Source organism: Nonomuraea sp. NPDC049480 (genome assembly GCF_044465905.1).
GTDB lineage: Bacteria > Actinomycetota > Actinomycetes > Streptosporangiales > Streptosporangiaceae > Nonomuraea.
In genome coordinates, this window is record NZ_JBITMD010000008.1 from 70739 (window position 1) to 97558 (window position 26820).

At 70.9% G+C, this 26820-nt stretch carries 27 protein-coding genes and 1 pseudogene; 23 read left to right on the top strand and 5 right to left on the bottom strand.

From position 1 onward, the window contains the following. Positions 1–215 precede the first annotated feature (215 nt). Both ACIBX3_RS23730 and ACIBX3_RS23735 read left to right on the top strand, forming a co-directional pair. Positions 216–1049, top strand: a complete 834-nt coding sequence (locus ACIBX3_RS23730; RefSeq protein WP_397120372.1) for a TIGR02452 family protein — start codon at positions 216–218, stop codon at positions 1047–1049. 101 nt (positions 1050–1150) lie between these two features. After that, the gene (locus ACIBX3_RS23735; RefSeq protein WP_397120374.1) at positions 1151–1516 is read left to right on the top strand and encodes a DUF4345 family protein; all 366 of its coding nucleotides are present in this window, start codon (positions 1151–1153) and stop codon (positions 1514–1516) included. A gap of 40 nt (positions 1517–1556) precedes the next feature. On the opposite strand, the gene ACIBX3_RS23740 is transcribed toward ACIBX3_RS23735, so the two are convergent. Continuing rightward, on the bottom strand, positions 1557–2597 hold the full coding sequence (locus ACIBX3_RS23740; RefSeq protein ID WP_397120376.1) for an NAD(P)-dependent alcohol dehydrogenase: 1041 nt from the start codon (positions 2595–2597) through the stop codon (positions 1557–1559). A gap of 218 nt (positions 2598–2815) precedes the next feature. On the opposite strand from ACIBX3_RS23740, the gene ACIBX3_RS23745 reads away from it, so the two are divergent. The 14 genes and pseudogenes from ACIBX3_RS23745 to ACIBX3_RS23810 all read left to right on the top strand — a co-directional run bounded on the left by ACIBX3_RS23745 (position 2816) and on the right by ACIBX3_RS23810 (position 16592). Continuing rightward, positions 2816–3685: a branched-chain amino acid ABC transporter permease gene (locus tag ACIBX3_RS23745; RefSeq protein WP_397120378.1), complete on the top strand. Its 870-nt coding sequence runs from the start codon at positions 2816–2818 to the stop codon at positions 3683–3685. A gap of 10 nt (positions 3686–3695) precedes the next feature. Beyond that, positions 3696–6260, top strand: coding sequence for an ATP-binding cassette domain-containing protein (locus tag ACIBX3_RS23750; RefSeq protein WP_397120379.1), 2565 nt, complete (start codon positions 3696–3698; stop codon positions 6258–6260). After that, complete coding sequence (locus ACIBX3_RS23755) at positions 6260–7381, top strand: acyl-CoA dehydrogenase family protein (RefSeq protein WP_397120380.1); 1122 nt, start codon at positions 6260–6262, stop codon at positions 7379–7381. Before ACIBX3_RS23750 ends, ACIBX3_RS23755 begins: the two co-directional genes overlap by 1 nt. A 99-nt stretch (positions 7382–7480) precedes the next feature. Next, positions 7481–8269, top strand: coding sequence for an enoyl-CoA hydratase/isomerase family protein (locus ACIBX3_RS23760; protein ID WP_397120382.1), 789 nt, complete (start codon positions 7481–7483; stop codon positions 8267–8269). A gap of 24 nt (positions 8270–8293) precedes the next feature. Continuing rightward, positions 8294–8695 carry a Zn-ribbon domain-containing OB-fold protein gene (locus ACIBX3_RS23765; RefSeq protein WP_397120384.1) on the top strand — a complete coding sequence of 134 codons (402 nt, stop codon included), beginning with the start codon at positions 8294–8296 and terminating at the stop codon, positions 8693–8695. After that, complete coding sequence (locus ACIBX3_RS23770; protein ID WP_397120386.1) at positions 8692–9837, top strand: thiolase family protein; 1146 nt, start codon at positions 8692–8694, stop codon at positions 9835–9837. The genes ACIBX3_RS23765 and ACIBX3_RS23770 overlap by 4 nt, the downstream gene beginning before the upstream one ends. Before the next feature lie 9 nt (positions 9838–9846). Further along, positions 9847–11049 (top strand): acyl-CoA dehydrogenase family protein, encoded by a 1203-nt coding sequence (locus ACIBX3_RS23775; protein ID WP_397120388.1) that lies wholly within the window; start codon positions 9847–9849, stop codon positions 11047–11049. Then, positions 11046–12113: a phosphotransferase family protein gene (locus tag ACIBX3_RS23780; RefSeq protein ID WP_397120390.1), complete on the top strand. Its 1068-nt coding sequence runs from the start codon at positions 11046–11048 to the stop codon at positions 12111–12113. Before ACIBX3_RS23775 ends, ACIBX3_RS23780 begins: the two co-directional genes overlap by 4 nt. 24 nt (positions 12114–12137) lie before the next feature. After that, the gene (locus ACIBX3_RS23785) at positions 12138–13355 is read left to right on the top strand and encodes an acyl-CoA dehydrogenase family protein (protein ID WP_397120392.1); all 1218 of its coding nucleotides are present in this window, start codon (positions 12138–12140) and stop codon (positions 13353–13355) included. Continuing rightward, entirely contained in the window at positions 13352–14122 is a 771-nt protein-coding gene (locus ACIBX3_RS23790) for an SDR family oxidoreductase (RefSeq protein ID WP_397120394.1), read from the top strand. Before ACIBX3_RS23785 ends, ACIBX3_RS23790 begins: the two co-directional genes overlap by 4 nt. Beyond that, positions 14119–14877, top strand: a complete 759-nt coding sequence (locus ACIBX3_RS23795) for an SDR family NAD(P)-dependent oxidoreductase (RefSeq protein ID WP_397120396.1) — start codon at positions 14119–14121, stop codon at positions 14875–14877. The genes ACIBX3_RS23790 and ACIBX3_RS23795 overlap by 4 nt, the downstream gene beginning before the upstream one ends. Then, positions 14874–15674: an enoyl-CoA hydratase/isomerase family protein gene (locus tag ACIBX3_RS23800; RefSeq protein WP_397120398.1), complete on the top strand. Its 801-nt coding sequence runs from the start codon at positions 14874–14876 to the stop codon at positions 15672–15674. The genes ACIBX3_RS23795 and ACIBX3_RS23800 overlap by 4 nt, the downstream gene beginning before the upstream one ends. 49 nt (positions 15675–15723) lie before the next feature. Further along, positions 15724–15870 (top strand): annotated as a pseudogene (locus ACIBX3_RS23805) (acetyl-CoA C-acetyltransferase); the annotation flags it as partial. Positions 15871–15950: 80 nt separating this feature from the next. Next, positions 15951–16592: a TetR/AcrR family transcriptional regulator gene (locus tag ACIBX3_RS23810; RefSeq protein WP_397120400.1), complete on the top strand. Its 642-nt coding sequence runs from the start codon at positions 15951–15953 to the stop codon at positions 16590–16592. Between the two features lie 28 nt (positions 16593–16620). Here the strand turns inward: ACIBX3_RS23810 and ACIBX3_RS23815 are convergent, their stop codons facing one another. Further along, positions 16621–17316, bottom strand: a complete 696-nt coding sequence (locus ACIBX3_RS23815; RefSeq protein ID WP_397120402.1) for an alpha/beta fold hydrolase — start codon at positions 17314–17316, stop codon at positions 16621–16623. Positions 17317–17488: 172 nt separating this feature from the next. On the opposite strand from ACIBX3_RS23815, the gene ACIBX3_RS23820 reads away from it, so the two are divergent. Genes ACIBX3_RS23820 through ACIBX3_RS23845 form a run of 6 tightly spaced genes read left to right on the top strand, consistent with a single transcriptional unit; the run spans position 17489 to position 22457 of the window. After that, positions 17489–18673: an ABC transporter substrate-binding protein gene (locus ACIBX3_RS23820; protein ID WP_397120404.1), complete on the top strand. Its 1185-nt coding sequence runs from the start codon at positions 17489–17491 to the stop codon at positions 18671–18673. Between the two features lie 38 nt (positions 18674–18711). Then, positions 18712–19065, top strand: coding sequence for a nuclear transport factor 2 family protein (locus ACIBX3_RS23825; RefSeq protein WP_397120406.1), 354 nt, complete (start codon positions 18712–18714; stop codon positions 19063–19065). A 26-nt stretch (positions 19066–19091) separates the two neighbouring features. Next, positions 19092–19502, top strand: coding sequence for a nuclear transport factor 2 family protein (locus ACIBX3_RS23830; protein ID WP_397120408.1), 411 nt, complete (start codon positions 19092–19094; stop codon positions 19500–19502). A gap of 28 nt (positions 19503–19530) precedes the next feature. Beyond that, entirely contained in the window at positions 19531–19851 is a 321-nt protein-coding gene (locus ACIBX3_RS23835) for an EthD domain-containing protein (protein ID WP_397120410.1), read from the top strand. 48 nt (positions 19852–19899) lie between these two features. After that, entirely contained in the window at positions 19900–21414 is a 1515-nt protein-coding gene (locus ACIBX3_RS23840; RefSeq protein WP_397120412.1) for a class I adenylate-forming enzyme family protein, read from the top strand. Continuing rightward, positions 21411–22457, top strand: a complete 1047-nt coding sequence (locus ACIBX3_RS23845) for an MBL fold metallo-hydrolase (RefSeq protein ID WP_397120414.1) — start codon at positions 21411–21413, stop codon at positions 22455–22457. The genes ACIBX3_RS23840 and ACIBX3_RS23845 overlap by 4 nt, the downstream gene beginning before the upstream one ends. A gap of 12 nt (positions 22458–22469) precedes the next feature. On the opposite strand, the gene ACIBX3_RS23850 is transcribed toward ACIBX3_RS23845, so the two are convergent. After that, entirely contained in the window at positions 22470–23228 is a 759-nt protein-coding gene (locus tag ACIBX3_RS23850; protein WP_397120416.1) for an SDR family NAD(P)-dependent oxidoreductase, read from the bottom strand. 161 nt (positions 23229–23389) lie between these two features. On the opposite strand from ACIBX3_RS23850, the gene ACIBX3_RS23855 reads away from it, so the two are divergent. Beyond that, positions 23390–24427 (top strand): phosphotransferase family protein, encoded by a 1038-nt coding sequence (locus ACIBX3_RS23855; RefSeq protein WP_397120418.1) that lies wholly within the window; start codon positions 23390–23392, stop codon positions 24425–24427. Positions 24428–24436: 9 nt separating this feature from the next. On the opposite strand, the gene ACIBX3_RS23860 is transcribed toward ACIBX3_RS23855, so the two are convergent. Together ACIBX3_RS23860 and ACIBX3_RS23865 are read right to left on the bottom strand one after the other, a co-directional pair. Beyond that, positions 24437–25234 (bottom strand): SDR family NAD(P)-dependent oxidoreductase, encoded by a 798-nt coding sequence (locus ACIBX3_RS23860; RefSeq protein ID WP_397120420.1) that lies wholly within the window; start codon positions 25232–25234, stop codon positions 24437–24439. A 76-nt stretch (positions 25235–25310) separates the two neighbouring features. Then, entirely contained in the window at positions 25311–26645 is a 1335-nt protein-coding gene (locus ACIBX3_RS23865) for an FAD-binding protein (RefSeq protein ID WP_397120422.1), read from the bottom strand. Positions 26646–26820 lie beyond the last annotated feature (175 nt).

Consider the following 26820-nt stretch of genomic DNA (forward strand, 5'->3'; position numbering starts at 1 on the left):
TCTGTTTCGGAGCACGAGGCCGGGATTTGTTCTGCCCGGGTCCATGCGCCTCACAACGCGCCGCTCACCTCTGAACGGCTGCCGGCACCTGTGCGGGCACTTCGCCACGCCCACCCATGCACGGATCGCGGTCTCCACATGCGAGGAGCCTTCAGCGCTGAGGTGGGAGAAAACCACTCTTTCGAAACGACAGTGACGATCTACTATGGGGACGCGTGAGCGGAAGATTGCGCCAAGTCGCGGCCGACAACGAGCGGATCGTCGCCGAGGGCCGGTACTCGGCCGCCGACGGCACAGTCGTGGACGTGAGTGCCGCGCTGCGGGCCGCGGTTGCCGCAACCGTGAGTCACTCGCCGGACGGCCCCCTCGATCGGCCGAGGGCCGGTGCGTACCGGACGTTGTTCGAGGTCACCGGCGAGAGCAGCCTGCAGGCGGCGCGGCGGCTGCATCTGGACGGGACGGCCGGGATCGCCGTGCTGAACTTCGCCTCCGCCCGCAACCCGGGAGGCGGCTACATCAGAGGCGCCAAGGCTCAGGAGGAGGACCTGTGCCGCCACGCCCTGCTGTACCCGTGCCTCCTCCAGGCGGCCGACTACTACGCCGCCCACCGGGCCTCGTCCGATCTGCTCTACAGCCACCGTGTCATCTGGTCGCCCGGTGTGCCGGTGCACCGCGGCGAGGACGGCCGGCTGCTGGCCGAGCCGTACCTTGTCTCGTTCCTCACCTCGCCGGCGCCGAACGCCGGGCAGGCGCTGCGCCACGACCCGGGTGCGGGTGAGCGGATCCGGCAGGCGCTTCACGAGCGGGCGGGGCGCGTCCTGGCCGTGGCCGCGCATCACGGTGCCGGCGTGCTGGTGCTCGGTGCGTGGGGCTGCGGCGTGTTCCGCAACGATCCGCGCGAGGTCGCCGGGGCCTTCCACGCCCACCTGGCCGGCGACGGCGCCTTTGCGGCCGTGTTCGAGCGCGTGGTGTTCGCCGTATGGGACCGGATGCCGGAGTCGGCGAACCGCGCCGCGTTCGCCGAGCGGTTCACGACGTCACGGACTTGAAAGCCGCTGCTCTTCGGCGTCGTCGTCTCGGCAGACCCGAGCCCGCGGCACCTACCCCCCGGGTAATGGCCCGCAGGGGGAGCGGGTGGCAGGATGCGGGCATGTCGGACGTGATCATCGTGGTGGTGGCGGTCTTCTTCGCCGGGATGGGCGTGTACGGCCTGGTTGCGCCGGGGACGCTGGTGGCGCCGTTCGGCATCCGGGTGGCCTCGCCGGACGGCCGGAATGAGGTGCGGGCGGTGTACGGGGGCTTCGGGCTCGCCACGGCGGGGGCGCTGGCGCTGGCCGCGTTCGATGTGGGCACACTGCGTGACGGCGTGCTGGTCGCAGTGGCACTGGCGCTGGGCGGCATGGCCGCGGGCCGGGTCGTCTCCATGCTGCTGGAGCGGCCGTCGCGGTGCTATCCCACCGGGTTCTACCTGGTGGTCGAGGCAGGACTGATGGCGGCGCTGCTGGCCGCCCGTTAGCGGGACAGAACGCGGAGAGACGAAACCTTGGCCGCCGACGTCAATCGGGAACCAGTACGGCTCGTCCCTTCAGCTGTCCGGCGCGCAGCCGGGCCAACGCCTCGTGGGCGGCGGAGAGCGGGAACCGCTCGACCTCGACGTGGAGCGCGCCGGAGCGGCCGAGCGAGATCACCTCGGTGAGCTCGGGGCGGGTGCCCCAGAACGGCAGTGAGACCCGGCCGCCCTGGGGGAGCGGGCCCGGTTTGCGGACACTCACCCGCCCGCCTCCGCTGCCGACCACCACGAGCTCCCCGTCCGCGCGAAGGCTCCTGGCGGCCAGGTCGAGCGTCGCGTCGGTGCCCGCGAAGTCGAGCACGACGTCGACGCCGTACCCGCCGCTCGCAGCCCGCAGGACCCGGCCGGTGTCTCCCGACACGCGGGTGCTCAGGTGGGCTCCGCATCGGTCGGCGAGCGCGAGAGCCTCTTCGCGCACGTCGACGGCGAGCACCCGGCTCGGCGTCAGCGTGCGGAGGATCTGGATGGCCAGGTGCCCCAGGCCGCCGACTCCGATGACGGCGACCGTTGATCCCTCGCCCAAGGCCGGCCTGCACCTCTGGATGGCGTGGTAGGACGTCAGACCGGCATCCGTCAGCGGCGCGGCCTGTACGGCATCGAACTCGCCGATCGGCTCGAGGTGGCGAGCCGAAGGCACGAGGACGTAGTCGGCCATCCCGCCGTCGAGGCCGAGTCCGGCCCCGGCCCAGGGCAGTTCCGATCTGCGGTCGCAGTAGTTGTCGCGGCCCGCCGAGCAGCGCCGGCATTCGCCGCAGCCCCAGGGGCCGTAGACGGCGACCCGGTCGCCGGGTGCGATGCCGGCGACGGCCGGGCCCACGGCGGCGACCCGGCCGGCGATCTCGTGGCCGAGGGTGAACGGGGCACGGAAGGGCAGGCCGCCGGGGCTCGCGTCGATGACGTGCAGGTCGGAGTGGCACAGGCCCGCGGCCTCCACCCGCAGCAGGACCTCGCCGTCCCGGGGGGCCGGCCGCTCGACGTCGGTGAGGACCGGTAGGAGGCCCCAGTCCGGAAGCCTCAGCGCTCTCACCGCGGCACCCGGTTCGCCACGCTGCGGAGTGCGGCTGCCGCGCGGCCGCCGATGATCGGCATCAGCATGGCTCCCACCATAGCAAACTGAAGTCAGTTCATGACTCTGACTCCGGCGAAGGTCCTCTTGTGAACCGTGAAGCCGTCATCTAGAGTTCTCGAACTGAGTTCAATTAAGGCCCAAGGGTGAGCGGGCACCGCGAGAGGATGGCGGCCGAAATGGATCAGTTCCTGCTCGTCCTGGTGAGCGGCGTCGCCAGCGGCGCGGTCTACGGTCTGATGGGCCTCGGCCTCGTGATCATCTATCGCGCGACGGACGTGGTGAACTTCGCTCTGGCCAGCCTGGCCACACTGGGGCTGTACGTCGCGATCACCTTCACCGACGGCGGAGTCGCGACAGCGGTCGGCGTGCTCGCGGCCGTCGTCGTGACCGCGCTGGCCGGATTGGCCGTCCGGGAGGTGGTGATCCGGCCGCTCGGCCAGGGCCAGTTGTTCTCCGCCCTGGTGGTGACCATGGGCGTCTCGCTCATCGCCGAGAGCGTCGTCAACTCGGTGTGGGGCACCCAGCCCAAGACGTTCCCCAGCCTGGTGAACGGCACCGTGCGGTGGGGCGACGCGGCGCTGCCCGCGCAGAGCCTGCTGACCATCGCGATCGCGGCGGTGGCGATGGCGGCGGTCGCCTTCCTGTTCAGCAGGACCACTCTGGGGTCGGCGATGCGGGCGGTCGCGGAATCCGCCGAGACCGCCCAGATCATCGGCATCAGCGCGCAACGCGTCGCACGCATCGCGTGGGCTCTCGGCCTCGCCCTGGCGGCCCTCGCCGCCTGCCTCTACGCACCCCGATCCGGTCTGGCGCCCACGGTGCTGGCAGCACCCTTGTTCCGCGCCTTCGCGGGCATCTTCCTCGGCGGCCTCACGAGCATGTACGGCGCCGTCATCGGAGGGCTGACGGTCGGGGTGCTGGAGAACGTCGCGGCCAGCTACGTCTCGGCCGGTTTCCGCGACACGTTCGTGTTCTCGTTCACCGTCCTCGTGTTGCTGATCCGCCCGCAGGGCCTGTTCGGCACGCGCACCTTCCAGCGGGTCTGAGGAGCAGCACATGGTATTCACCCGCTCGAACCTGGTGAAGGCCGCGCTCGGCCCCGTCGTCGGGCTCGTGCTCATCGCGCTGATGCGGTTCGAGGTGATCCCGGCCTACCAGGCGTATTCGGTCGCGCTCGCCGCGGTCTACGCGATCGTGGTTCTGTCTGCCGGCCTCCTCGCGGGGTGGTCGGGGGTGTGGTCGGTGGCCCACCCCGCCTTCTTCGCCGTGGGCGCGTACTTCGCGGCGTACGGGAGCGGGCACCAATGGCCGCTGGAACTGGTGGTCCTCGGGGCGGTGGCGTCGAGCGCCCTCATGGGCGCGTTCCTCGGATACGCCGGCGCCAGATTCTCCGTGCTCTACATCGCCCTGCTGACCTTGGCGTTCAGCCTGGTCTCACTGGAGGTGATCAACCGCTGGACCGGCGTCACCGGCGGAGACCAAGGGGTGGTGGTGTCCCAGTTGGACAGCGCGCTCGGCCTGGGCTCGGTTCCGAGCGGCGGCGGCGAGGCGCAGTATCTCGCGGTTCTCGCGGCCGGGATCGTGCTCTCGATCGCGGTGTTCGGAAAGTCGACCGGACTGCGCATGCGCATGGTGGCGGCCAAGGCGCATCCGCCTGCCGCCCGTTCCGTCGGAATCGCACCCGAGGCGCAGAGCGCTCTGTCGTTCGCGGTCAGCGCGGGGTTCACCGGCTTCGCCGGCGTGCTGCTCGGCCTGATCACCGGTTTCGTCAGCCCTGAACCGTTCTCGCTCGCCTTCGGCATCACGCTCATCGCGGCCTGCGTGCTCGGCGGCGTCGGCACGGTCGCCGGCGCCGTGGTCGGCGGTGTCTACCTGGCGTGGGTCCCGACGGTGGCCGACGGCGTATCGGTGCCGCAGCCGGTGGTGCAGGGCGTTCTGCTGATCGCCGCGCTGATCTTCCTGCCCGGCGGGGTGGTCCCGTTCGCCGCCGCCATGACGCGAAGGGCGCTGGGCATGAGCGGGCGCCGCGAGGCGGGACTGGAGCACCACGCCGGCGAGGAAGGCGCGCCCGTCGCCCATGAGCACGACCGGCCCGTCGATGACGACCGGGAACCGTTGCTGGTCGTCGACGACCTGTCCGTGCGGTTCGGAGGATTGAAGGCGCTCGAGGGTGCGTCGCTGTCGGTACGCCCCGGCGAGGTGCTCGCGATCATCGGCCCCAACGGCGCCGGCAAGACCACGCTGGTCAACGTCGTGTCCGGGCTCATCGGCGGCGCGCGGATCAGCGGCACGGCCCGCTACGCCGGCAGGAATCTGGTGGGAACGAGGGCCACCGCCCGGCGCGGGCTGGGGATCGGCAGGACCTTCCAGCACGCGGAGACGTTTTCGGAACTCACGGTCGTCGAGAACGTGTTGTGCAGGAGGCGCCGGGTCGGCGCCGCGGACCGGGCCAGGGCCGCCGAGTTGCTCTCCCGGACCGGACTGGCGGACGTGGCCGGCCGTTACCCGGCCGAGCTGCCGTTCGGGCTGCAAAAGCGCCTTGATCTCGCCCGCGCGATGGCCGGAGACCCGGCGCTGCTGATCCTGGACGAGCCGTTCGGGGGCCTGGACGCCACCGAGCGCCGGCTGACCGCCCAGCAGATCGCCCGGCTGCGCGCCCAGGGCACCGCCGTCGTGATCATCGATCATGTGCTGGACGACCTGTTCGCCGTCGCCGATCGTGTGGTCGCCTTCGACTTCGGCAAGCCGATCGGCTCCGGCACGCCGGACGCCATCCTGCGGGATCCGCAGGTGCGGTCGTCGTACCTCGGCTCGATCGCCGCACCTGCCGAACTGCCGGCGGCGCGCGACTCCGAAACCGCCGCCATCGCCGTCCGCGGCGTCAGCCATCACTATGGCGGCGTCGCCGCCCTGCACGGCGTCGACCTGGACATCGGCACGGGCGCGGTCATCGGGGTCGTCGGAGCCAACGGGGCCGGCAAGAGCACGCTCGGCCGGATCGTCCATGGCTCTCTGCGCCCGTCGTCGGGGCAGGTGCTGATCGGCGAGGGCGACGGGCGCCGGATCCGCGCCGGCCTCGTCCCCGAGGGCCGTGCCCTGTTCAAGACCCTCTCGCTGCAGGAGAACCTCGAAGTCGCCGGGTACGCGGCCGGTCTCCGGGGATCTGACCTGCGGGCCCGCCTGGACGAGGTCGCGGAGTGGCTGCCGGAGCGGCTGCGCGGCCGCCTCTCGGCGGCGGCGGGCGGGCTGAGCGGAGGAGAGCAGCAGATCCTCGCCATCGCACGGGGCCTCATGGCCCGGCCCGACGTGCTGATCCTCGACGAGCCCGCACTAGGCCTGGCGCCTGCCCTGGTCGACGAGGTCTACGCGCGGATCAACCGGCTCGCTCACGACGGCATGACCGTCGTGCTCCTGGAGCAGCTGCTCAGCCGGGCGCTCACGTCCTGTCATGCGGTCGTGGTGCTGCATGAGGGCCGGGTGGCCGCCAGGGGACAGCCGACGGACCCCCTGTTCGCGGAAAGAGCGGAGCGGGCGTATTTCGGCGGGACGACCGAGACCCTGCTGTCCACTGGGCTGACCACGGGGCTGACCACTGGTGACGTGAACACGCTGGAGGCCTGATGCTCGACGTCGATCCCGCTCTGCTCGGTGAGACCGAGGAGCGCAAGGAGCTACGGCAGGTCGTGCGCGACTTCCTCGCCGAGACGTCCCCGCCGCAGCACCTGCGCGAGCACGTGCCGGAGGGGTGCGGCTACGACGAGGACGTGTGGTCGCGGATGGCCAAGGAGCTCGGTGTCCAGGGCCTGGCCATACCGGAGGCGTACGGCGGATCGGGGTTCTCGTTCGCCGAGCTCGCGGTGGTCCTGGAGGAGTCGGGGCGGGCGTTGCCGCGCGCGCCGTTGTTGTCCACCGTCGTCCTCGGGACCTCGGCCCTGCTGCTCAGCGGAGATCACGAGGCCTGTGCCCGTTACCTTCCCCGCGTCGCCGCGGGCACCCTCACCGCGACGGTGGCGGGCTTCGACGGTCACGGCCGGTTCCACGCCGAGCCGGGAGCCGGCGGCTGGGTGGGCGGCGGGAGCGCCGACTTCGTGCTCGACGGGTGCGGCGCCGGCCTGATCGTCGTCGTGGCTCAGACCTCCGGCGGGCCCGCCCTCTTCGCGTGCGAGGCCGAGGCCGCCGGACTGGCCCGTACGGCCCGGCAGGTCCTGGACGGCACCCGCCCGCAGGCGCTGGTGACACTCACCGACACCCCTCTCGTGCCGATCGGAGAGCCGGGGAGCACGAGCGGGGTCGTCGAGCGCGTGCTCGACATCGGGCGTGCCGGCCTGGCCGCCGAACAGGTCGGGGGCAGCGCTCACGCGCTCGACGCGACGGTGTCCTACGTACGGCAACGCCGCCAGTTCGGCAGGCAGATCGGTTCCTTCCAGGCCGTCAAGCACCGGCTCGCCGACCTCCTGGTCGAGATCGAGGCGGCCCGCTCGGCCGCGGCGTACGCGACGGCGTGCGTCACCGCCTCATCCGACGAGCTGCCCGTGGCGGCGAGTGCGGCGAAGGTGGTCTGCTCCGGCGCCTACAGCCGGGCGACCGCGGAATACGTGCAGCTGCACGGCGGGATCGGGTTCACCTGGGAGCACGCCGCTCACCTCTACGTGCGGCGGGCTCGTTCGGCGGAGGTCCTCTTCGGGACACCCGGCGACCATCGGGCACGCCTGGCCCGCCTGCTCGGCCTCGACGCGGCTTGACGCTCGCGATTCACCGTAGCTCGGGCCCCTTGACAGGGGGATCTCCCGGCACCTAGAACTGTATTGAATTCAGTTCAGTTAGTCGATCCAGGAGGAGACTTGAGCGTCAACGACGAGATCCAGTTCGAACGCGACGGGCACGTGGCACGGGTGTGGCTCAACCGCCCGCGGAAGAAGAACTGCGTGACCTTGCCGATCCTCCAGCGGCTCGACGAGATCATCACCGAGGTCGACGCCGACCCGGAGCTGCGCGTCCTCGTCCTCCGCGGCCGGGGCGGCACCTTCTGCTCGGGCTTCGACCTCGACGAGCTGCAGGCCGACTACATCGGCAGCAGCACGGCGATGAACGTCGCGGTCATCTCGGCGAAGATCTGCGACAGGCTGTACTCGATGAGCACCCCCTCTGTGGCCGTACTCGAGGGGTACGTCACCGCCGGCGGCTTCGAGCTGATGATCTCTTGCGACTTCGCGATCGCCGCGGACGACGCCAAGATCGGGGACTTCCACATCAGGCGGGCCCTCTTCGGCGGCGCGGGGCCGATCTACCGGCTTCCCCGCATGATCGGTGTACGCAAGACCAAGGAGCTGATGCTCACCGGCAAACTTCTGTCCGGAGTCGAGGCGGCCGCCTTCGATCTGATCAACAAGTCGGCGCCGGCGGAGGAACTGGACGCCACCGTCGAGGAGTTCATCAGCCACCTGACCGACAAGAGTCCCTTCCAGATGCGGATCACCAAGATGGCCGTCGACCGCGGTCTGGACGCCGACATCCAGTCGCTGATGGTGTTGGAGCATCTCGCCGTCGGCGTGACGCTCAACTCCGAGGACGCCGCCGAGGGCGTGGCCGCGTTCCTGGAGAAGCGCGAGCCGAAGTGGAAGGGCCGCTGACCGATGCCGGCGATCGCGCGTGGGGTGCCGGATGACCCGCCGGGCCAGGACCTCGCCGGAGTGGCGGAGCCGGGCGACCCGGCCGGGCTGCGGGGACGCTGGTGCGGCGGGTGCGCGGTGACGTCCTGTCCGGAGGACGGCGCCTGCCCACGGTGCGGGCGGGAGACGTCCGCGGTGACCCTGTCCGCGGAGGGGCGGCTGTGGACCTGGACGGTTCAGCGGTTCGCGCCCAAGTCGCCCCCGTACATCCCGCCCGCCGAGGGTTTCCGGCCGTTCGCGGTCGGTTACGTGGAGCTGCCGGAGGGTGTTCGCGTCGCGGCGGTGCTCGACACGGACGACCTCGACTCGATCCGGATCGGCATGCCGGTGCGGATCGGATCCGCCGGCGAAGTGCCGCGCGCCGTCCCGATCGAGGAGACCCCATGACCGGCGTGCTGATCGCCGGCGCCGGCATATCGCCGTTCGGCCGCACCGAGCGCATGACGGGGCGCCGGCACGCCGTCCAGGCGGTGAACGCGGCGCTGGCCGATGCCGGGATCCCGTGGTCACGGGTGGGAGCCGCGTTCGGGGGCAGCGACGCCGCCGGCCTGGCCGACACCCTGGTGGCCGAGCTGGGCCTGACCGGCCTGCCGTTCGTCAACGTGAAGAACGGATGCGCGACGGGCGGCAGCGCACTCGTCTCGGCGGTGAACGCGATCCGCGCCGGCATGGCCGACGTCGTCCTGGCGGTCGGGTTCGACAAGCATCCGCGCGGCGCGTTCGACCCGCTGCCCGCCGACTGGGGACTCGACGACGCCTACGGCCGCGACGGGTTGATGGTCACCACCCAGTTCTTCGGGATGAAGATCCGGCGTTACATGCATGATCACGGGATCACTCCGCGCACGCTCGCACTGGTGGCGGAGAAGGCGTATCGCAACGGCGCCCGCAACCCGAACGCGTGGCGGCGCACCCCGTTCAGCGCCGATGAGATCCTCGCCTCGGGCATGGTCAACGACCCGCTGACCCGCTACATGTTCTGCTCTCCCGGGGAGGGCGCGGCCGCGCTGGTGCTGTGCGCCGCCTCGGCGGCCAAGGAGGTCACCGGCCTGCCGGTGACCCTGCGGTCCGCGGTCGTGAGATCGCGCCGCTTCGGTTCGTTCGAGGTCTTCAGCCCCTGGGTCGCGGGCGGCGAGCCGACCAGCGTGAGCCGGGATGCGGCCGCGGCGGCCTTCGAGGCGGCCGGCGTCGGCCCGGGCGAGGTCGACGTGTGCCAGTTGCAGGACACCGAGAGCGGCGCCGAGGTCATGCACATGGCCGAGTGCGGGCTCTGCGATGACGGCGAGCAGGAGAAGCTGATCGCGGCGGGCGCCACCGAGATCGGCGGTTCGCTGCCGGTCAACACCGACGGCGGTTGCATCGCCAACGGCGAGCCGATCGGCGCGTCCGGCCTGCGCCAGGTGTACGAGGTGGTCCAGCAGTTGCGCGGGCAGGCCGGCGACCGGCAGGTGCCGGGCCGGCCGAGAGTCGGGTTCACGCATGTCTACGGTGCCCCCGGCGTGAGCGCCTGCACGGTGCTGTCCCGATAGGGAGGACATATGAGCGATATTCCGGCACCTGAGAGGTTCCGGGCTGAAGCGCACGCCTGGCTCACGTCGGTCGCCCGTCCGCGGCAGGCGGACAGTGCCTGGGGCACGGGTGACGACTCGGTCGCGGTCTTCGAGAACTGGTCCGAGGACGAGGAACGCGAGCACACGGAGCTGATCCGGTCCTGGGAACGGACCCGGTTCGACCACGGCTGGGGTGCGCTGAGCTGGCCGGCGGAGTTCGGCGGACGCGGCCTGCCCGCGTCCTACGAGCAGCTCTACCGGGAAGAGGAGGCGGCGTTCGACGTCCCGCGCCGCACGGAGATCTTCCCCGTCACCCAGCAACTGGTGGCCCCCGCCATCCGGATCTGGGGCACGCGGGAACAACAGGAACGCTGGATCAGGCCCATGCTGCGCGCGGACCAACTGGCCTGTCAGCTGTTCTCCGAGACCGAGGCCGGCTCCGACCTGGCCGCGGTGCGCACCCGGGCGATCCGCGACGGCGACGACTGGACGCTCAGCGGGCACAAGGTGTGGACCTCGGGAGCACGGGCCGCGTCCTGGGGCGTGGCCGTGTGCCGTACGGATCCGCAAGCACGCAAGCACGCGGGCATCACGGCCTTCATGGTGCCGATGGACGCCCCGGGTGTGACCATCCGCCCCATCCGCCAGATGACCGGCGGCACCAGCTTCAACGAGGTCTACCTCGACGACGTGAGGGTGCCCGACGCCGACCGGCTCGGGCCCGTCGGCGAGGGATGGCGGGTCACCCTCACAGTGCTGGCCGCCGAACGGCTCGACTCCGGCTCCCTCGGCCTGGCCAACGCCGACCGCGCCGTCGACCTGGCGCGGCACCTGTCCAGGCCGCTCACCGGGAGCGAACGGAACCAGGTCTCGGACCTGTACGTGCGGACGCTGGTGCAGCGTCTCATCGGGCTGCGGGTGACCGCGGCGCTGGTCGCCGGCCGGGAACCGGGCGCCGAGGCGTCCGTCGGGAAGTTGTACGCCACCGAGACGATGCGCCGCACCACCGACCTGGTCCTGCAGCTTCTCGGGCCGCGCCTGGTCGCCGACACGGGGGAGTGGGGCGCCTTCGCCTGGACCGAGCACCTCCTCGGCGCGCCCGGCTACAGCATCGCCGGCGGCACCGACGAGATCCAGCGCACCATCCTGTCCGAGCGGGTGCTCGGCCTGCCGAAGGAGCCGTCACGATGACCACGGACGCCGATGGAGCCGTCACGATGACCACGGACGCCGATGGAGCCGTCACGATGACCGCCGGCGTCGCGGCGCCCGACCTGTCCCAGCGGGTCGCCGAGGCGTTCCCCGGCCGGCGGGTGGGCCCGTTGCGGACGCTCGCCGGCGGCCACTCCGGCCTCACCTACGTGACGACCGTGGGGCGGGAACGGTACGTCGTCAAGGCCGTCCCGGCCGCGGAACGGCCGGTGGGCCGCAACGACATGCTCCGCCAGGCGAGGGTCCTGCGGGCGCTGGCCGGTTCGGCGGTGCCGGTCCCGGAGGTCGTGGCGGTCGACGAGCGGCCACCGGCCTGGTTCGCCATGGAGTTCGTCCACGGCGAGGCCGTGGAACCCGTCCTCGACGACCACGATCTCGCCCCCGGTCTGGCACGGGCGCGGATGATGGAGGCCGCCCGGGTGCTGCGGCGCCTGCACGAGGTCGACCCCGCCTCGCTGACGCTGGACGTGCCGCCGCCACTGACGCTGGACGCGCCCCCACCGAAGCTGAACGTGCCGCCGCCCCGCGACGCGACCGCCGAACTCGAGAAGTGGAGCCGCACGATGCGGGCGGTGCCCGCCGAGCTGCGCCCCGGGGCCGACGACCTGCTCCGCCGTCTCGCCGAGGACGTGCCGGGCGACCTGCCGCCCGTCCTGTCGCACGGCGACTTCCGGCTCGGCAACGTGCTGTGCCGGGCGGAGCGGGCGGCGGCCGTCGTCGACTGGGAGATCTGGAGCGTCGGCGACGCGCGGACCGACCTCGGCTGGTTCCTGCTGTTCGCCGACCACCGCAACTTCCCCGCGCTGGGACGGGAGGTTCCCGGGCTGCCGGCCGAGACGGAGCTCCTGGACGCCTATCTGGCCGGCGCGCCGCCGCTTCCCGACCTCGACTGGTTCCGCGCGCTGTGCCGGATGAAGATGGCCGCCATCATGGGCCACAACCTGCGCCGGCACCGCGAGGGCAGGATCCACGACCCGGACCAGGAACGCCTGCCTCCCACGATCGCCGCCATGATCCGGACCGCTCGCGACCTTCTCGGCTGATCAACGTAGAAATTGAGGACAATCGTGGACTTCGACCTCTCGCCGCGTGCCCGCGAGCTCCGAGATCGGCTGGCCGCCTTCATGGACCGGTACGTGTACCCCGGCGAGGCCGTGTACGACCGGCAGATCGCCGAGGCGGACGACCCGCACGCGCTGCCGCCGGTGATGCGGGAAATGAAGGAGAAGGCCCGCGCGGAAGGACTGTGGAACCTGTTCATGTCCCACGGCGACTGGGGCGCCGGGCTGGCCAACCTGGAGTACGCCCCGCTCGCGGAGCTGATGGGCCGCTCCATCATCGGCCCCGAGGTGTTCAACTGCTCGGCCCCCGACACCGGGAACATGGAGCTGCTCGCGCTCTTCGGCACACCCGAGCAGCGGCGGCGATGGCTGCGTCCGCTGCTCGACGCCGAGATCCGCTCATGTTTCGCGATGACCGAACCGGACGTGGCGAGCTCCGATCCGCGCAACCTCCGCACCCGGATCACCCGTGACGGCGACGACTACCTCGTCAACGGCCACAAATGGTTCACCTCGGGCATCCTCGACCCCGACTGCAAGCTGATCATCCTGATGGGGGTGACCGACCCGGACGCGCCGTCCTACCGGCGGCAGAGCATGGTGCTCATCCCCAGGGACACCCCCGGCGTCACGGTGCTGCGCGACCTGCCCATGTTCGGGTACACCGACCGCCTCGGGCACGGCGAGGTGCTCTTCGAGGACGTACGCGTGCCCGCCGCCAACCTGCTCGGCGGCGAAGGGGAGGGTTTCGCGCTCGCCCAGGGACGGCTTGGGCCCGGCCGGATGCACTATGCCATGCGCGCGGTCGGTTTCGCCGAACGCGCCCTGGACCTGATGTGCCGGCGGGTGCTCACCCGGGAGGCGTTCGGCGGCCCGCTGGCCGAGCAGGGCGTGGTACGGGAGTGGATCGCCCGCAGCCGGATCGAGATCGAGCAGTTGCGCCTGCTGGTGCTGAAGTCAGCGTGGCTGATGGACACCGTGGGCAACGCGGCGGCCCGCATGGAAGTCGCGGCGATCAAGGTGGCCGCGCTGGACGTCGCCCACCGGGTGGTCGACCGGGCCGTGCAGGCGCACGGCGCGGCCGGGGTGTGCGACGACACCGTCCTGGCCCGGTTGTTCGCGATCACCAGGGCGCTGCGCATCGCCGACGGGCCCGACGAGGTCCACCTGCGCACCGTCGCCCGCCAGGAGCTGGCCAAGTACACGAAGGAGAAGGCGGCATGAAACCGCTCGGCACAAGGGTGGCGGTGATCACCGGTGGTTCCCAGGGCATCGGCCGGGCCATCGCGCGGGCCTACCGCGCCGCCGGGGCGCACGTGGTCATCGCGGCGCGCAAACCGGAGGGGCTGGCCGCCGCCCGCGCCGATCTGCTGGGGCTCGACGCCGACGGCGACGTGCACACGGTCGTGGCGAACGCCGGAGAGCCGGACCAGGCGCAGCGTTGCGTCGAAGAGACGATGGAGCGGTTCGGCCGGGTCGACATCCTGGTCAACAACGCCGCCACCAATCCGTACTACGGCGATCTGATCGACCTCGACCTGCCGCGCGCCGAGAAGACGGTGCGGGTCAACCAGTACGGGATGATCGCCTGGACCCGTTGCGCGTGGAAGGCGTCGATGGCCGAGCACGGCGGCGCCGTCATCAACATCGCGTCGGTGGGCGGGTTGATCGTCGACCCGCACATCGGCTACTACAACGCGACGAAGGCGGCGATGATCCACATGACCCGCCAGCTCGCCTACGAACTCGGGCCGAAGGCACGGGTCAACGCCATCGCTCCCGGCCTGATCAAGACGGAGCTGGCGCGTGCCGTGTGGGAGGCCCGCGAGGCCGTCCTCACCGCGAAGCTCCCGCTGCGCCGGCTGGGGACACCCGAGGACGTCGCCAACGCGGCGCTCTTCCTGGCCTCGGACGCGTCGTCCTGGATCACCGGGCAGACGCTCGTCATCGACGGCGGCGCGCTTGCTCTGCCGATCGGGGTCGAGGAGTGATCGGCGACCTGTTCTCCCTGCGGGGCAGGACGGCCGTGGTCACCGGCGCCTCATCGGGACTCGGCGCCCGGTTCGCGACGGTCCTGGCGGCCGCCGGGGCCACCGTCTTCGCGGCGGCCCGCAGGGCCGACCGGCTGGAGAAGCTGGCCTCGGGCGACTCCCGCATCCACCCCGTGCCCTGTGACGTCAGCCGGGAGGAGGATCGTGCCCGGCTGGTCGAGACGGTCCTGGCGACCACAGGCCGCTTCGACGTCCTGGTCAACAACGCGGGCGTCGCCGGCGCGCCCCGCGCCGCGGACGAGAGCCCGGGGGATTTCGCCGGCGTCCTCGCGGTGAATCTGGTGGCGCCGTTCCACCTCGCCCGGCTCATGGCTGAGACGGAACACCCCGGTACCGGCCGGAGCGTCGTCAACGTGGCCTCCATCCTCGCCCTGGTGTCCGCCGCCCCGCTGGGCGGCGCCGGCTACGCGGCTTCCAAGGCGGGGCTGGTCGGGCTGACGCGCGAGCTGGCCGGCCAGTGGGGCGGCGCCGGCGTGCGCGTCAACGCGCTGGCGCCGGGCTGGTTCAGGTCCGAGATGACCGAGGGCCTGTTCGAGGACGCCGGGTCCGGCCGGTGGATCGAGCGGAACACCATGCTGCGCCGCGCCGGGGAGGAGCGCGAGCTCGACGGCGCCCTGCTGTTCCTCGCCTCGGACGCCTCCTCCTACTGCACCGGGCAGGTCCTGGTCGTCGACGGCGGCTGGACGGCGCGATGAGCGACCTTCCCGCCGTCACGGTCGAGGTCGAGGACCACGTGGCGCACGTCGTCATGCGCCGGGCCGCCCGCGGCAACGCCATCGACCTGGAACTCGCGCGCGGCCTGCGGACCGCCGCCCGGCGCTGCCACGGCCAGGACGTCCGGGCCGTCCTGCTGCGCGGCGAAGGACGATCCTTCTGCGTCGGCGGGGACCTCCGCGAATTCTCCTCCTTCCGCGGCGAGGCGCTGAAGGAGCACCTGAACGAGGTGACCGGCGCCCTGCACGACGCGCTGCGGACGTTCCTCACGATGGACGCCCCGCTCGTCGCGGAGGTACGCGGCGCGGTCGCCGGAGCCGGCGTCGGGCTGGCCGCCGCCGCCGATCTCACGATCGTGTCCGCCGACGCGACGTTCCTGCTCGCCTACACGGGCATCGGGTACACACCCGACGCCGGGACGACGTGGCTGCTGCCCCGGCTGCTCGGCCCCAAGCGCGCGCTGGAGCTGCTGCTGACCAACCGCCGGATATCCGCGCCGGAGGCGGCCGACCTGGGGCTCGTCACCACCGTGGTGGATCCCGAGCGGCTGCGGGAGGAGACCGAACGGGTGACCGCAACGCTCGCGGCGGGCGCGACCGGCGCCTTCGGGGCGACGCGGCGGCTCGTTCTCGCCGGCCTGTCCGACGGCCTCGACGCGCAACTGGATCGCGAGGCGCGATCCGTCGCCGAGGCGGCGGCGTCACCCGAGGGCGTCGAAGGCGTCGCGGCCTTCCTCGGCAAGCGGCCCGCCCGGTTCCTCCCTGCTCGCCAAGCGTGACCATGTCGAACAACCGGAGAAGATCTTGGCAGAAGCCTTCATCGTCGATGCCGTCCGCACCCCTGGGGGAGCCACCGGGGCGCGGCTGATGACGACCCTGATCCACCAGCTTCGCCGCACCGGCGGGCGCTACGGTCCGCAGACCATGTGCGAGGGTGGCGGAATGGCGAACGCAACGATCGTCGAACGGGTATGATCATTGGATAGAATCGAGTTCAGGTCAGGTTGGTTTCGGGCGTGCCGGGGCGCCTCCCGGCACCCATGTCGGGAGAGGTGATGACTGCGGCGAAGGCGACGGCGGTGAAGGTCGAAGAGCCGGACGAGGGTCCTCGCTCCAAGCGAGCGGCCATTCTGGCGGCCGCCATAGGGAAGTTCGGCAAGGACGGCTACGACGCCACCAAGTGGTCGACGGTCGCCGATCAGGTCGGCATCGGGCAGACCGCCCTCTACCACTACTTCGAGTCGAAGGCCCATTGCCTGCTCACGATCATGCGGCTCGAGCTGCAACGCTCGCATGAGATGTTCGTCAAGGCGACGGCCGATCAGTCCAATGCCATGGACGCGCTCCGGGCGGCGGTGCGCGGCGCGTACGCGGTCTCCGAGAAGGACGTGCTGCAGATGCGGATTCTGCAGAACAACCTCGCGCTCCTCGCGGTGCCCCGCAACTCCAAGCGGGAGGAGACCGAGCGCCTGGCGGCTCGCGAGCTGGTGCATCGCATCGAGAGCGCCTGGACCGATCTGCTCGAGCGGGGGATGTCCGAGGGCGTGTTCGAGCGCCGTGACGCGCACACGCTGGCGTTGAACATGCTCGGCATGATCGTGAGCGTCTGGCGGTGGTACCGCCCGAGAGGCCCGGTGACGCTGTCCTCCGTCAGCGAGCTGACCGAGGACTGCTGCGTGCGGATGGTCGCGATCTAGCCGAGCTCCGGGCCGCCCGCCTCGGTGATCAGCCGTGCACGGCGTTGAGAACGGCGGCGAGCTTCTCGGGCGCGCTGACCATCGCCATGTGACCGGTGTCGAGATCGACGACGTCGGGCCGCAGCAGGGCGATGGATCGCTGCTGGAGCTCCTCGACGTAGCACTGGTCCCGGGTGAGGTGCACATACGTGCGAGGGAGCTCGCGTCCGTACCCGCTCAGATCCACGCGTTCGCTGAGCAGGGCGGCCGAGTCGTCGATGAGCCGGTCCAGAGTGGACGCGGCGGTCGCCTCGTCCATGTCGTTGCACAACAACGCGGCGGCGCCCTCGCGGGTCTGGTGGTAGAGGCCGCCGGCGATGGACTGCTCGACCAGAACCCGCACGTCGGGATCTATCTGGTCGAGCACCCGGGTTCCGTCGGGAGGAACCACGGCCGACACGAGGACGACGTGACGGATCCGGTCAGGCATGAGGTCCAGGACGCGCGGCACCGTGACGCCCGCGAAGGAGTGACCCACCAGCACCACGTCCCTCAGATCCTTCGCTTCGACGTCCTGCCGGACCGCGTCGGCGCAGTCGGCGAGGGTGACCGTGCGCAGGTCGATCTCGGCCCTCGTCCCGCGGCCCGGAAGGTCGACGGCCAGCGCTTCCGCGCCGAGGTGGGGGATGAGCTGGTCCCAGCAGTCGGCGCCGAAGCCGGCTCCGTGGATGAGAACGAACGACATGGGTGACCTCCTCGTCGTGATACCTAGGCGGCCTACCGTAACTGAATTCAATTCATATACCTAGCCCTGCCTGGACAGACTGTTTCTGTTTGTTCACGGGGCTATTGCCCGGGCGTGAGCGGGGCATTAGAGTCCGGGTAGCTGAACTGAACTCAGTTGAGAGAGTAGGGTCATGAGCTCCCGTACGAAACACCTTCTCATGGCCGGCGTCGTGGCCCTCGTACTGGCCACGGGCGCCTGCGGTGGTAACGCCTCCAGTGCCGCGGACGACAAGGAAATCAAGATCGGCGCCTGGTACCCGCTCACGGGTGCCGTGGCCGCCTCCGGCGTCCCGCAACACGCGGGTGCCGACGCCTACTTCAAGATGATCAACGACAAGGGCGGCATCAACGGCCGCAAGGTGAACTGGATCGTCAAGGACAACGCGTTCGACCCGCAGCAGACGGTGCAGATCGCGAGAGAACTGGTCGGCCAGGAGAAGGTGGTCGCCATCGTGGCCGCCAACGGCACCGCGCAGGGCGAGGCGACGTTCCCGTTCGTTCTCCAGCAGTCCAAGGTGCCGATCCTCAACGAGCTCGGCGGCGCCGCGACCTGGTACACGCCGCCCCGTCCGGGTCTGTTCGGCGTCCAGACACTCTACGAGGACCAGGCCGCGGCCCTGGCGGCCTGGGTGGCCGAGGACGGCGCGAAGAAGGTGCTGGTGGTGCACAGCGACCCCGCCGCGTTCGTCAACGTGGCCAAGCAGGTGGCGCCGGTTCTCCAGAAGGCCGGCCCGGGGGCGAGCGCCGAGCTTCTCTCGGTCAAGTTCCAGTCCACCGACTACAGCCCCGTGATCGCTCAGGTGAAGGCGAAGAAGCCCGACGCGATCATCCTGATCCTCGCCTCGCCGGAGGCCGCGGCCTTCCTCAAGGAGGCCAAGCTGCAGGGCCTGTCGGTGCCCGCCTACGGCTATGCGCCCACCGCGGCGGCGTCCACGCTGACTCTCGCCGGCGACGCCGCCGAAGGCTTCAGGGCGGTGCAGCTGGTCAGGTCGCCGAACGACAGCGATCCGTCGGTGGCGGAGTTCCGCGACGCGATGGCCAAGTACGCGCCGAAGCAGCAGGCCGACTTCATCGCCCTCTGGGGGTGGACCGCGGCCAAGGTCTTCGTCCAGATAGCGCAGACCGTGCAGGGGCCGATCACCTCGCAGTCGCTCGTGGCCGCCTACGAGAAGGCCGGCAACATCGACCCCGGCGTGGCGCCGGTGATGAGCTTCAGCGCGGACAAGCACCTCGGGACCCGGGCGGTGCAGAAGGTGGTCGTGAAGGGCGGCAAATTCGAGTCGCAGGGCGACTTCTACACACCGCCGGACCGCTGACGACGCCCCGGGTGTGCGACGAGCAGGAGGATGAAGTCATGGTGCTGCGTGAGTACATGGCCTGTATGGACAGCCAGGATCCGGACAAGGCGCTCGAGTATGTGGAGCCGGACTTCCGCTTCCTCATCGCGCTGCCGGGCCGCGAGGTGACCGGACGGTCCAGGGAGGATTTCGCGCGGTACATCGCCGGACGCAACGCCGTCGACCGGGTTCACCACATCCTCCGCTCGGCCGTCGACGAGAACTTCGAGACGGTCTACGGGGTGGTCACCGAGTCGGGCGAACCGATCGGGGCGTTCCACTCCGCGGCCATGGTGTCCCCTGCCGGAAAAATGGCTCGATACCAGGCGTTCTTCACCACGTCCTTCGAGTTGCTGGACTGGACGGCTTGAGGACACGACAACGGCAGGAGGACACGATGTCCGGCACGGCAGCACCGTTTCTCACCGCGTGGTTCGACATCCTGGACGGCGACGAGCCCGAAAGGATCCTCGGCCTCATCGCCGACGACTTCACCTTCTCCATCCTCTTCTCGACCGGCGGCGACAGCGCGACCGACTTCGCCGGAGGCCGGCCCGCCCTCGAGCACTACCTGGAGCAGCGGGAGAAGGGCGTGCTCACCCACCACCTGGTGGCGGCGAGCACGTCAGGGCGCAGCGAGTTGTTCCTGGGCGAGGTACGTCGTGCGGGTGTGCCGGTGGCGAGCTTCGTCGCCGCCGGACAGCTCGGCGCGTCAGGACGCCTCGAACGCCTCCTGATCGGCAGATCCCCGGCGGTCCGCTTCGACGCGCCGGGACAGACGGCTCGGGCCGGGGCGCGCACGTCATAGGAACCCGGACAGCGAAACAGGAGATCGGATGTACAACCTCGTGCTTCTGGCCGCACGACCGCCGGAGTGGACCCACGAACAGTTCATCGCCTGGTGGCGCGGCGAGCACGCCGAGCTCACCTACCGGCTCCCGGGCCTGCGCGCGTGGCGGCACACCGAGGTCGACGCGGCGTTCGAAAGCCGGTCCGAGGGCTGGGACGGGGTCTCGGTGCTCAGTTTCGACAGTGCGGAAGACCTCGCAAAGGCGCTGGCCAGTCCCGAGTGGGCGGCGGCGGTCGCCCAGGTCGGCGACATGAAGGGCCGCCGGATCGCCGTCATGGGCACCGAGAAGGAGATGTTCACGGCCTGAGCACGATTCGGCGCGGTGGCGAGGCGGTGGTGATGCGAGGAGGGCTGAATGCGACAGGCAGTGAGTGAGTTCCAGCGGAGGGCCGCCGAGTCGGATGTCGTCGCCGTCATCGACGATTCGGGCGGTCATACCGCGCGGGTACTGCTCGCTCATGCGGCCGGGCTCGCTGAGGCCCTGGCCGGCGAGGGTGGCGCCGGCACCGTCATGGTGCAGGCCGACAACTCGTGGCGGACGATCGCGGCCACCCTGGCCGTGGGGATGAGCGGTGGCGTGCTCGCGGTGGTCAACCGCCACACGACCGGCGCCGAGGCCGCCGCGGTCTTCGAGGACATCCGGCCCGACGCGGTGGTGGCCGAACCGGCGGCCGTCGAGGAGTGGGCCCTGCCTCTCCCGCCGGCCTCCCCCGGAGGCGATGTTCTGGACGGCTGGGCGGTCCGCTCCGGTCACGGCCGGCGTGACGTCTCACGCTGGGCCGGCGGCTCGCTCATCGGGCTGACCTCCGGCTCCACCGGACGTGCCAAAGGGGTCGTGCAGAGCGAGAGCGCCCTGCGGTACGCCTGCTCCCAGACCGCCGCCGTCAACGGGCTGCGCCAAGGGGACGCGGTCGCGGCGCTCGTGCCGCTGTCGTCCACCGCGGCCTACTGTTTCGGCGTCTACATGGCCTTGGCGCTCGGGGGTCCGCTCGTCCTGTGGCGCAGGTGGGATCCCGCCGCCGCCCTGGCCCGGATGGCGGAGACACAGGCGCGCTGGACCATGTGCGTGCCGACCATGGCGCTCCAACTGGGCGCCGCGGCCGCCGGTTCGCGGGTGCTCCAGGGAGTACGTTCGATCACCGTCGGCGGGGGTCCGATGGACGTGGCCGCCCTCACCCGGGCCGAAGAGTCACTGGGCACCCGGATCATGCGGGTGTTCGGGATGTCGGAGTGCCTGGGCCACACCTCGCCGCTGCCGGAGGAGCCGGCGGAGATCCGGCTCGGCCGCGACGGGCGCCCGTTCCCCGGCACGGAGCTCCGCGTCGTCGACGGCGCGGGGCGTGAGGCCCGGCCGGGCGAGGTCGGCAGAGCGCAGGTGCGCGGGCCGTCGCTGTTCCTCGGGTACGCCCGCGACGGCAGGCTGAACGCTCCGGAACTCACCCCCGACGGGTTCTTGCCGACCGGCGATCTCATGACGATCAACGAGGACGGGACCGTCAGCGTCATGGGCCGCGAGAAGGACGTGATCATCCGTGGTGGCCGCAACATCGACGTCACCGAGGTGGAGCGTGCCGTCGCGACCCATCCCGGCGTCTGGCAGGTTTGCGTGGTGCCGGTCCCCGACGAGCTTCTCGGAGAACGGGTCGCGGCGTTGGTGATCGCCTCCGACGGCGGCTCGATAGACCTCGACGAGATCACGCGGCACCTCCACGACAGGGGTCTTTCCAAGGCCAAATGGCCCGAGTTCGTGTTCACCGTCGACGAGCTGCCGCAGACGACGGTGGGCAAGATCTCCCGGGCCCGCGCCCGTGATCTCGCGCGTGACCTGCACGCGAACCCGGCGCCCCCGGCCGAGAAGGCCGAGGCATGACGACCCGCGCCGAGCGTGGCCGGTGGGACGAGGCGGGAGCGGAGACGGTCGGACCCGGCGTGCACCGGATCCCGCTTCCGCTTCCCGGCGACGGTCTGCGGGCCGTCAACGTCTACCTGCTCGAGGAAGACGACGGCGTCGTCATGATCGACGGCGGCTGGGCGCTTCCACGGAGCCGCCGCGTCCTCGAGGACGCCATGGCATCACTGGGGCATGACCTGGCGGAGATCACTCAGATCTTCGTCACCCACATCCACCGTGACCACTACACGCAGGCGGTGGCCTTGCGCCGCCTGCTGGGATCGCGCGTGCATCTCGGCGCCGGCGAGCGGCGCGGCCTGGAACTGCTGCTGGGCGAGGTCCGCAGCAACGTGCCCGTCACGTCCCTGAAGGTCCTGCGCCGCGGAGGCGCGGGCGACCTGGCCGACCGGCTGCTGAAGATCCAGAGTCACACGGGGTTCGACGAGACCGACTGGGAGGCCCCCGACAACTGGATCGGTGCGGGCGTGGTGGAACTGGGCAGGCGAGCGCTCCGCGTCATCCCCACGCCCGGCCACACCAGGGGACACGCGGTCTACCTGGACGAGGCGGCGGGGCTGCTGTTCGCCGGCGACCACGTGCTGCCGCACATCACACCGTCCATCGGCTTCGAGCTCGCCGACCCGGGGCTTCCGCTGGCGGACTACCTCGATTCGCTACGTCTCGTCGCCGGCTACCCCGACACCCGCCTGTTGCCCGCGCACGGACCGGTCACCGGCAGCGTCCACGTCCGCGTCGCCGAACTGCTGCTCCATCATGACAACCGGTTCGCGCACACGCTGCGGGCCCTCGGCACGCGAACCCTCGACGCGTACGCGGTGGCGCGACGGCTGACCTGGACGCGCCGCGACATCCCGTTCGCCGGCCTGGACGACTTCAACCAGATGCTGGCGGTCAACGAGACCGCCGCCCACCTGGACGTCCTCGTGGCACGCGGACGGGCCACCGCCGTACTCGACGGCGGTGTGAGCAGGTACACGCGGGTGGACGACGAGGCGCCGTGACACCCGCACGCCTCACCGCGCCGTGTAGCCGCCGTCCACGTACAACTCGGAACCGGTGACGAAGCTCGACTCGTCGGAGGCGAGGAACAGCACCGCGTCGGCGACCTCGCCGGTGCGGCCCAGCCGTCCCATCGGGGTGTTGCCGATCATCGCGTCGAGCCGGGACGTCCCGCGCCAGAGCTTGCGCGACAGCGGGGTCTCGATGAATCCCGGGTGGACCGAGTTGACCCGGACTCCGCGGGTCGCCCAGTGCAGAGCCGCGTTCTTCGTCATCAGCCGCACGGCGCCCTTGGCGGCGTGGTAGGAGAACTGCCCGCCGAACCCGCCGACCGTGCCGAATATCGACGAGACGTTCACGATGGAGCCCCCGCCGGAACGCTCGATCACGGGGCCGGCGTGCTTCATCCCGAGCCATACCCCGCGCTGGGTGACCGCGAGCACCTCTTCCCAGGTCTCCAGCGTTTCCGTCTCCACGTCCGTCATCCTGGCGATGCCGGCGTTGTTGACCAGCACGGAGATGCCGCCCAGACTCGTGCCCACCTCGTTCACCACGCTCTCCCAGGCACGCTCGTCCGTGACGTCGAGGCCCAGGCCGACGGCCCGCCCGCCCGCCTTCGTGAGCTCCTCGGCGACCTCTTGGCAGCGTCCCGGGTCCACGTCGGTCACCACGACCGTCGCGTCCTCCGCGGCGAACCTGCGGACGACGGCGTCGCCGATTCCGCCGGTCGCACCGGTCACCAGAGCCACACGTCCCGACAGCCGAGCTTTCACGGCACACTCCTTCCGGCCGCCCTGGAACGGCCGCCGTATTGCAATCGGACTGAATTCAGTTCAAAATAGCAACCAGCCGCTCCGGTTCCAAGGGCCGCGGGGCGCGTCCCGGACCTCGTCGGCGGAGAACGAGCCGTCAGCCGCAGCACAGAGGAGCAGGCGTGCCCATTGAGTTCGAGATCGGCAGCACACGGCTCCCCGGCGTCGACGTCCCGGCGCTGCGGCGCTTTCTCGACGGGCGTGTCGGGGGCGGGGGACCGCTGCGGCTGAGCCTCATCCAGGGCGGCCGTTCCAATCTCACCTACCTCATGACCGACGGGATCAGCCGTTGGGTGCTGCGCCGGCCACCTCTCGGGACGCTCACGCCGTCGGCGCACGACATGAGCCGCGAGTACCGCGTGGTGGAGGCGCTGGGGCCGACCGGCGTTCCGGTGCCGCGGGCGGTGTTGTGCTGCGAGGACACGGCTGTGATCGGCGTCCCGTTCACGATCATGTCGTACGTGGACGGAATCGTGCTCCGCGACGGCGACCACGCCGCCGCACTCCCCGCGGACCAGGCGCGGCGGTGCGCCGAGACCCTCGTCGACGAGCTGGTGCGGCTGCACTCGCTCGACCCAGGACAGATCGGCCTCGACGGGTTCGGCCGGCCCGCCGGATACCTCGAGCGTCAGGTACGGCGCTGGCACGGGCAGTGGGGCCACGTCGCGACCCGGGACCTGCCCGCCTTCCACGAGCTGCACCGGCGGCTGGCCCTGGGGACACCGGCGGAGAGCGGCACGTCCGTCGTCCATGGCGACTACCGGCTCGACAACACGATCATCGACGCGGCCGACCCGGGCCGGATGCTGGCCGTCGTCGACTGGGAGATGTCCACGCTCGGGGATCCGCTCGCCGACCTCGGCCTGCTTCTCGTCTACTGGAACCCCGCCTGTGAGCCGGTGCTCGGGGTGCGTCACGCCCCCACGGCCAACGCCGGATTCCCGGCCGGGAACGAGCTGGCCGAGCGCTATGCCGAGCGATCCGGCCGCGACATATCGTCGCTCGCCTTCTACCAGGCGCTGGGCTACCTGAAGCTGGCCGTCATCGCCGAGGGCATCCACGCCCGCTCTCTCGCGGGCCAGACCGTCGGAGCGGGGTTCGACGCCGTCGGCTCGGCCGTGCCCGCCCTGCTGCAGGCCGGTCTCGACACCCTGCCCTGACGCGGGGCCTCAGATCGTGAACCGGCCCCCGTTGCTGAGCAGTACGGCGCCCACCACGTTCGAGGCGCCAGGGGACGCCAGGTACAAGATGTTGTCCGCCAGCTCGTCGGGGGAGGCGTACCCGACCGGTCCCGACGCCGCCAGCGCCTCCCTGACCGCCGCGGGGGTCCGAGCCGCCATGGGGGTGTCCACGGGACCCGGCGCGACGACGTTGACCCGTACGCCGAACGCCGCCGCCTCCTTGGCCACCGACTGGGCGAGCGCATGGGCTCCGGCCTTGGACGCCGCGTAGTGGCCGTAGCCCGTGAGCGTGTCGAAGGCCGCCGACGATCCGACCGTGACGATGGCGCCGCGGCCGGCCGGGATCATCGCGCGCACCGCGGCACGCAGGACGTGGAACGTACCGTCGAGGTTGACCCGCATGACGCGGAGCCACTGCTCGTCCTCGAGGTGGCGGAACACGTCGACGGGCTCACCCGACCGCTGGGCGGCGAGGATGCGCTCCTTGGCGTGGGGATCGTCGATCCCCGCGCTGTTCACGACGACGTCGAGCCGGCCGTGCGCCGCGACGATCTGCCCGATCCGCGCTTCCACGTCGGCGGCGACGGTGACGTCCAGGGCGACCGCACGGCCGGACCTGGTGGCCGCGGCCACCGTTTTCGCTCCGTCCTCGTTGACGTCGGCCACGTAGATCACGGCGCACCCCTCGCGGTCGAGCTGCCGGACGACCGCGGCCCCGATTCCGGATCCGCCTCCGGTGACCAGCGCGATCGCCCCCTCGAATCTCCCGTTGCCGGTACCGGTCATGCGGCCGCTCCTTTCGAGACGGTGACCAGGATCCCCACTGGGATGCGACAGGCCTCGCGGGGGAGGTACGGAGGTCTCATGTCGCCGCCTTCGCGGCGGTGTCCGCGGCGGTGAGCCCGAAGACGAGGGCGGCCGCGATGCCGCCTGCGTAAGCCCGGTTCCACAGGCCGCCGACGTCCGAGCCCGCCGCGAGGAGTCCGCCGAGCGGTTCGCCGTCCAGGTTCAGGACGCGGGCCCGGTCGTCGATGAGCAGGCCGTGGAACGGGAACGTGATGGCGGGCACCGTCTCGATGACGTAGTACGGCGGTTCGTCGAGCGGGAGAGGATCCAGCCGCCGGCCGGGGGTCAGCTCGAGCCGTGCCGAGGCGCGCTCGTTGTACACCTCGACGCCGTCCCGAACGGCCTCGCCGTCGTAGCCCCATTCCGCGGGAAGATACGCCAGTTCGCTGAGATCGCCGGCCAGTCCGACCCGGCCGCCTCGCTTGCTCGCCAGGGCGAACTTGTCCACGGCGACCGCTCCCTCGACATACGCGCCGACGATCCAGTCGCGGAACACGCGGGCGTCGGCGATGAGGAGACCGCGGCTTTCGGGCTGCTCCAGCAACGCGATGGTCGTGAGGTGGTCGCCCAGCGTCTCATCCACGAACCGCTCGTTCTTCAGGTTGAAGAGCAGCGCGTGCTCGCTGTAATACAGCGACAGGTCGACGAAGTCCGCCGGATCGGCGAGGGGAATGCCACTCGGGATGAGGTGGCCGTAGAAGCCGGCGGTTTCATGACCGGTGGCCGCGCCGGCTTGGACGGCCAGACGGTAGCCGCCGCCGCGGCTGTGCGGATTCGAGCGCAGCCGCATACGGCCGGCGTGAGGATGGACGAGAGCGGTGCGAAGTTCCGGGTCGCCCTGGAATCCGCCGGTCGCGATGAGCGTCGAGCGGGCTCGCGCCTGCCGTCGCGTGCCGTCGGCGGACCTCAGTTCCGCTCCGGCGACGACCCCGTGCTCGACCAGCAGCCGTTCCGTTTCGGTGTTGAGCAGGAGTTCGCCGCCGCCGTCGAGGATGAGCCGCCGGCAGGTGCCGACGTAGTGGTTGGTGTCGAACTGGTGCCCTCGGCCGAAGCCGAGGATACGCTGCGCGTTCTTGACCTCGACGCCGACGGAGCGAATCCACGAGACCCCCTCGGCGAACCTGTCCACCAGCGCGCGCTTCAGCGGGAGATCTCCATGTGGATTCTGCTGATCCATGATTTCGTGGGTCGGGGCGGTCCACGCGTACCCGGCGAAGCGCGCGGATCCTCCGACGTCTCCGCTGATCTCGACGATCAGTACGGACAATCCATCGCGGACGGCGCGGGCGCCGGCGGTCAGTCCTGCCATGCCGGCGCCGATGATCAGCAGGTCGACGGCTTCTGCGCTCACGCGGCTCTCCTCTCGCGGCCGGTGATCGGCTGCTCGGCGAAACCTCACTGGTGTATCCGCCACCTTAGGCCAAACTTAATTCAGTTCAAATAAGGATCGCGCGCCACGTCGCCCGGCCCTCTTTCTTAACCGGCTCCATACATGCAAGTATCTAAAGTCCTAGGACACTAGATAA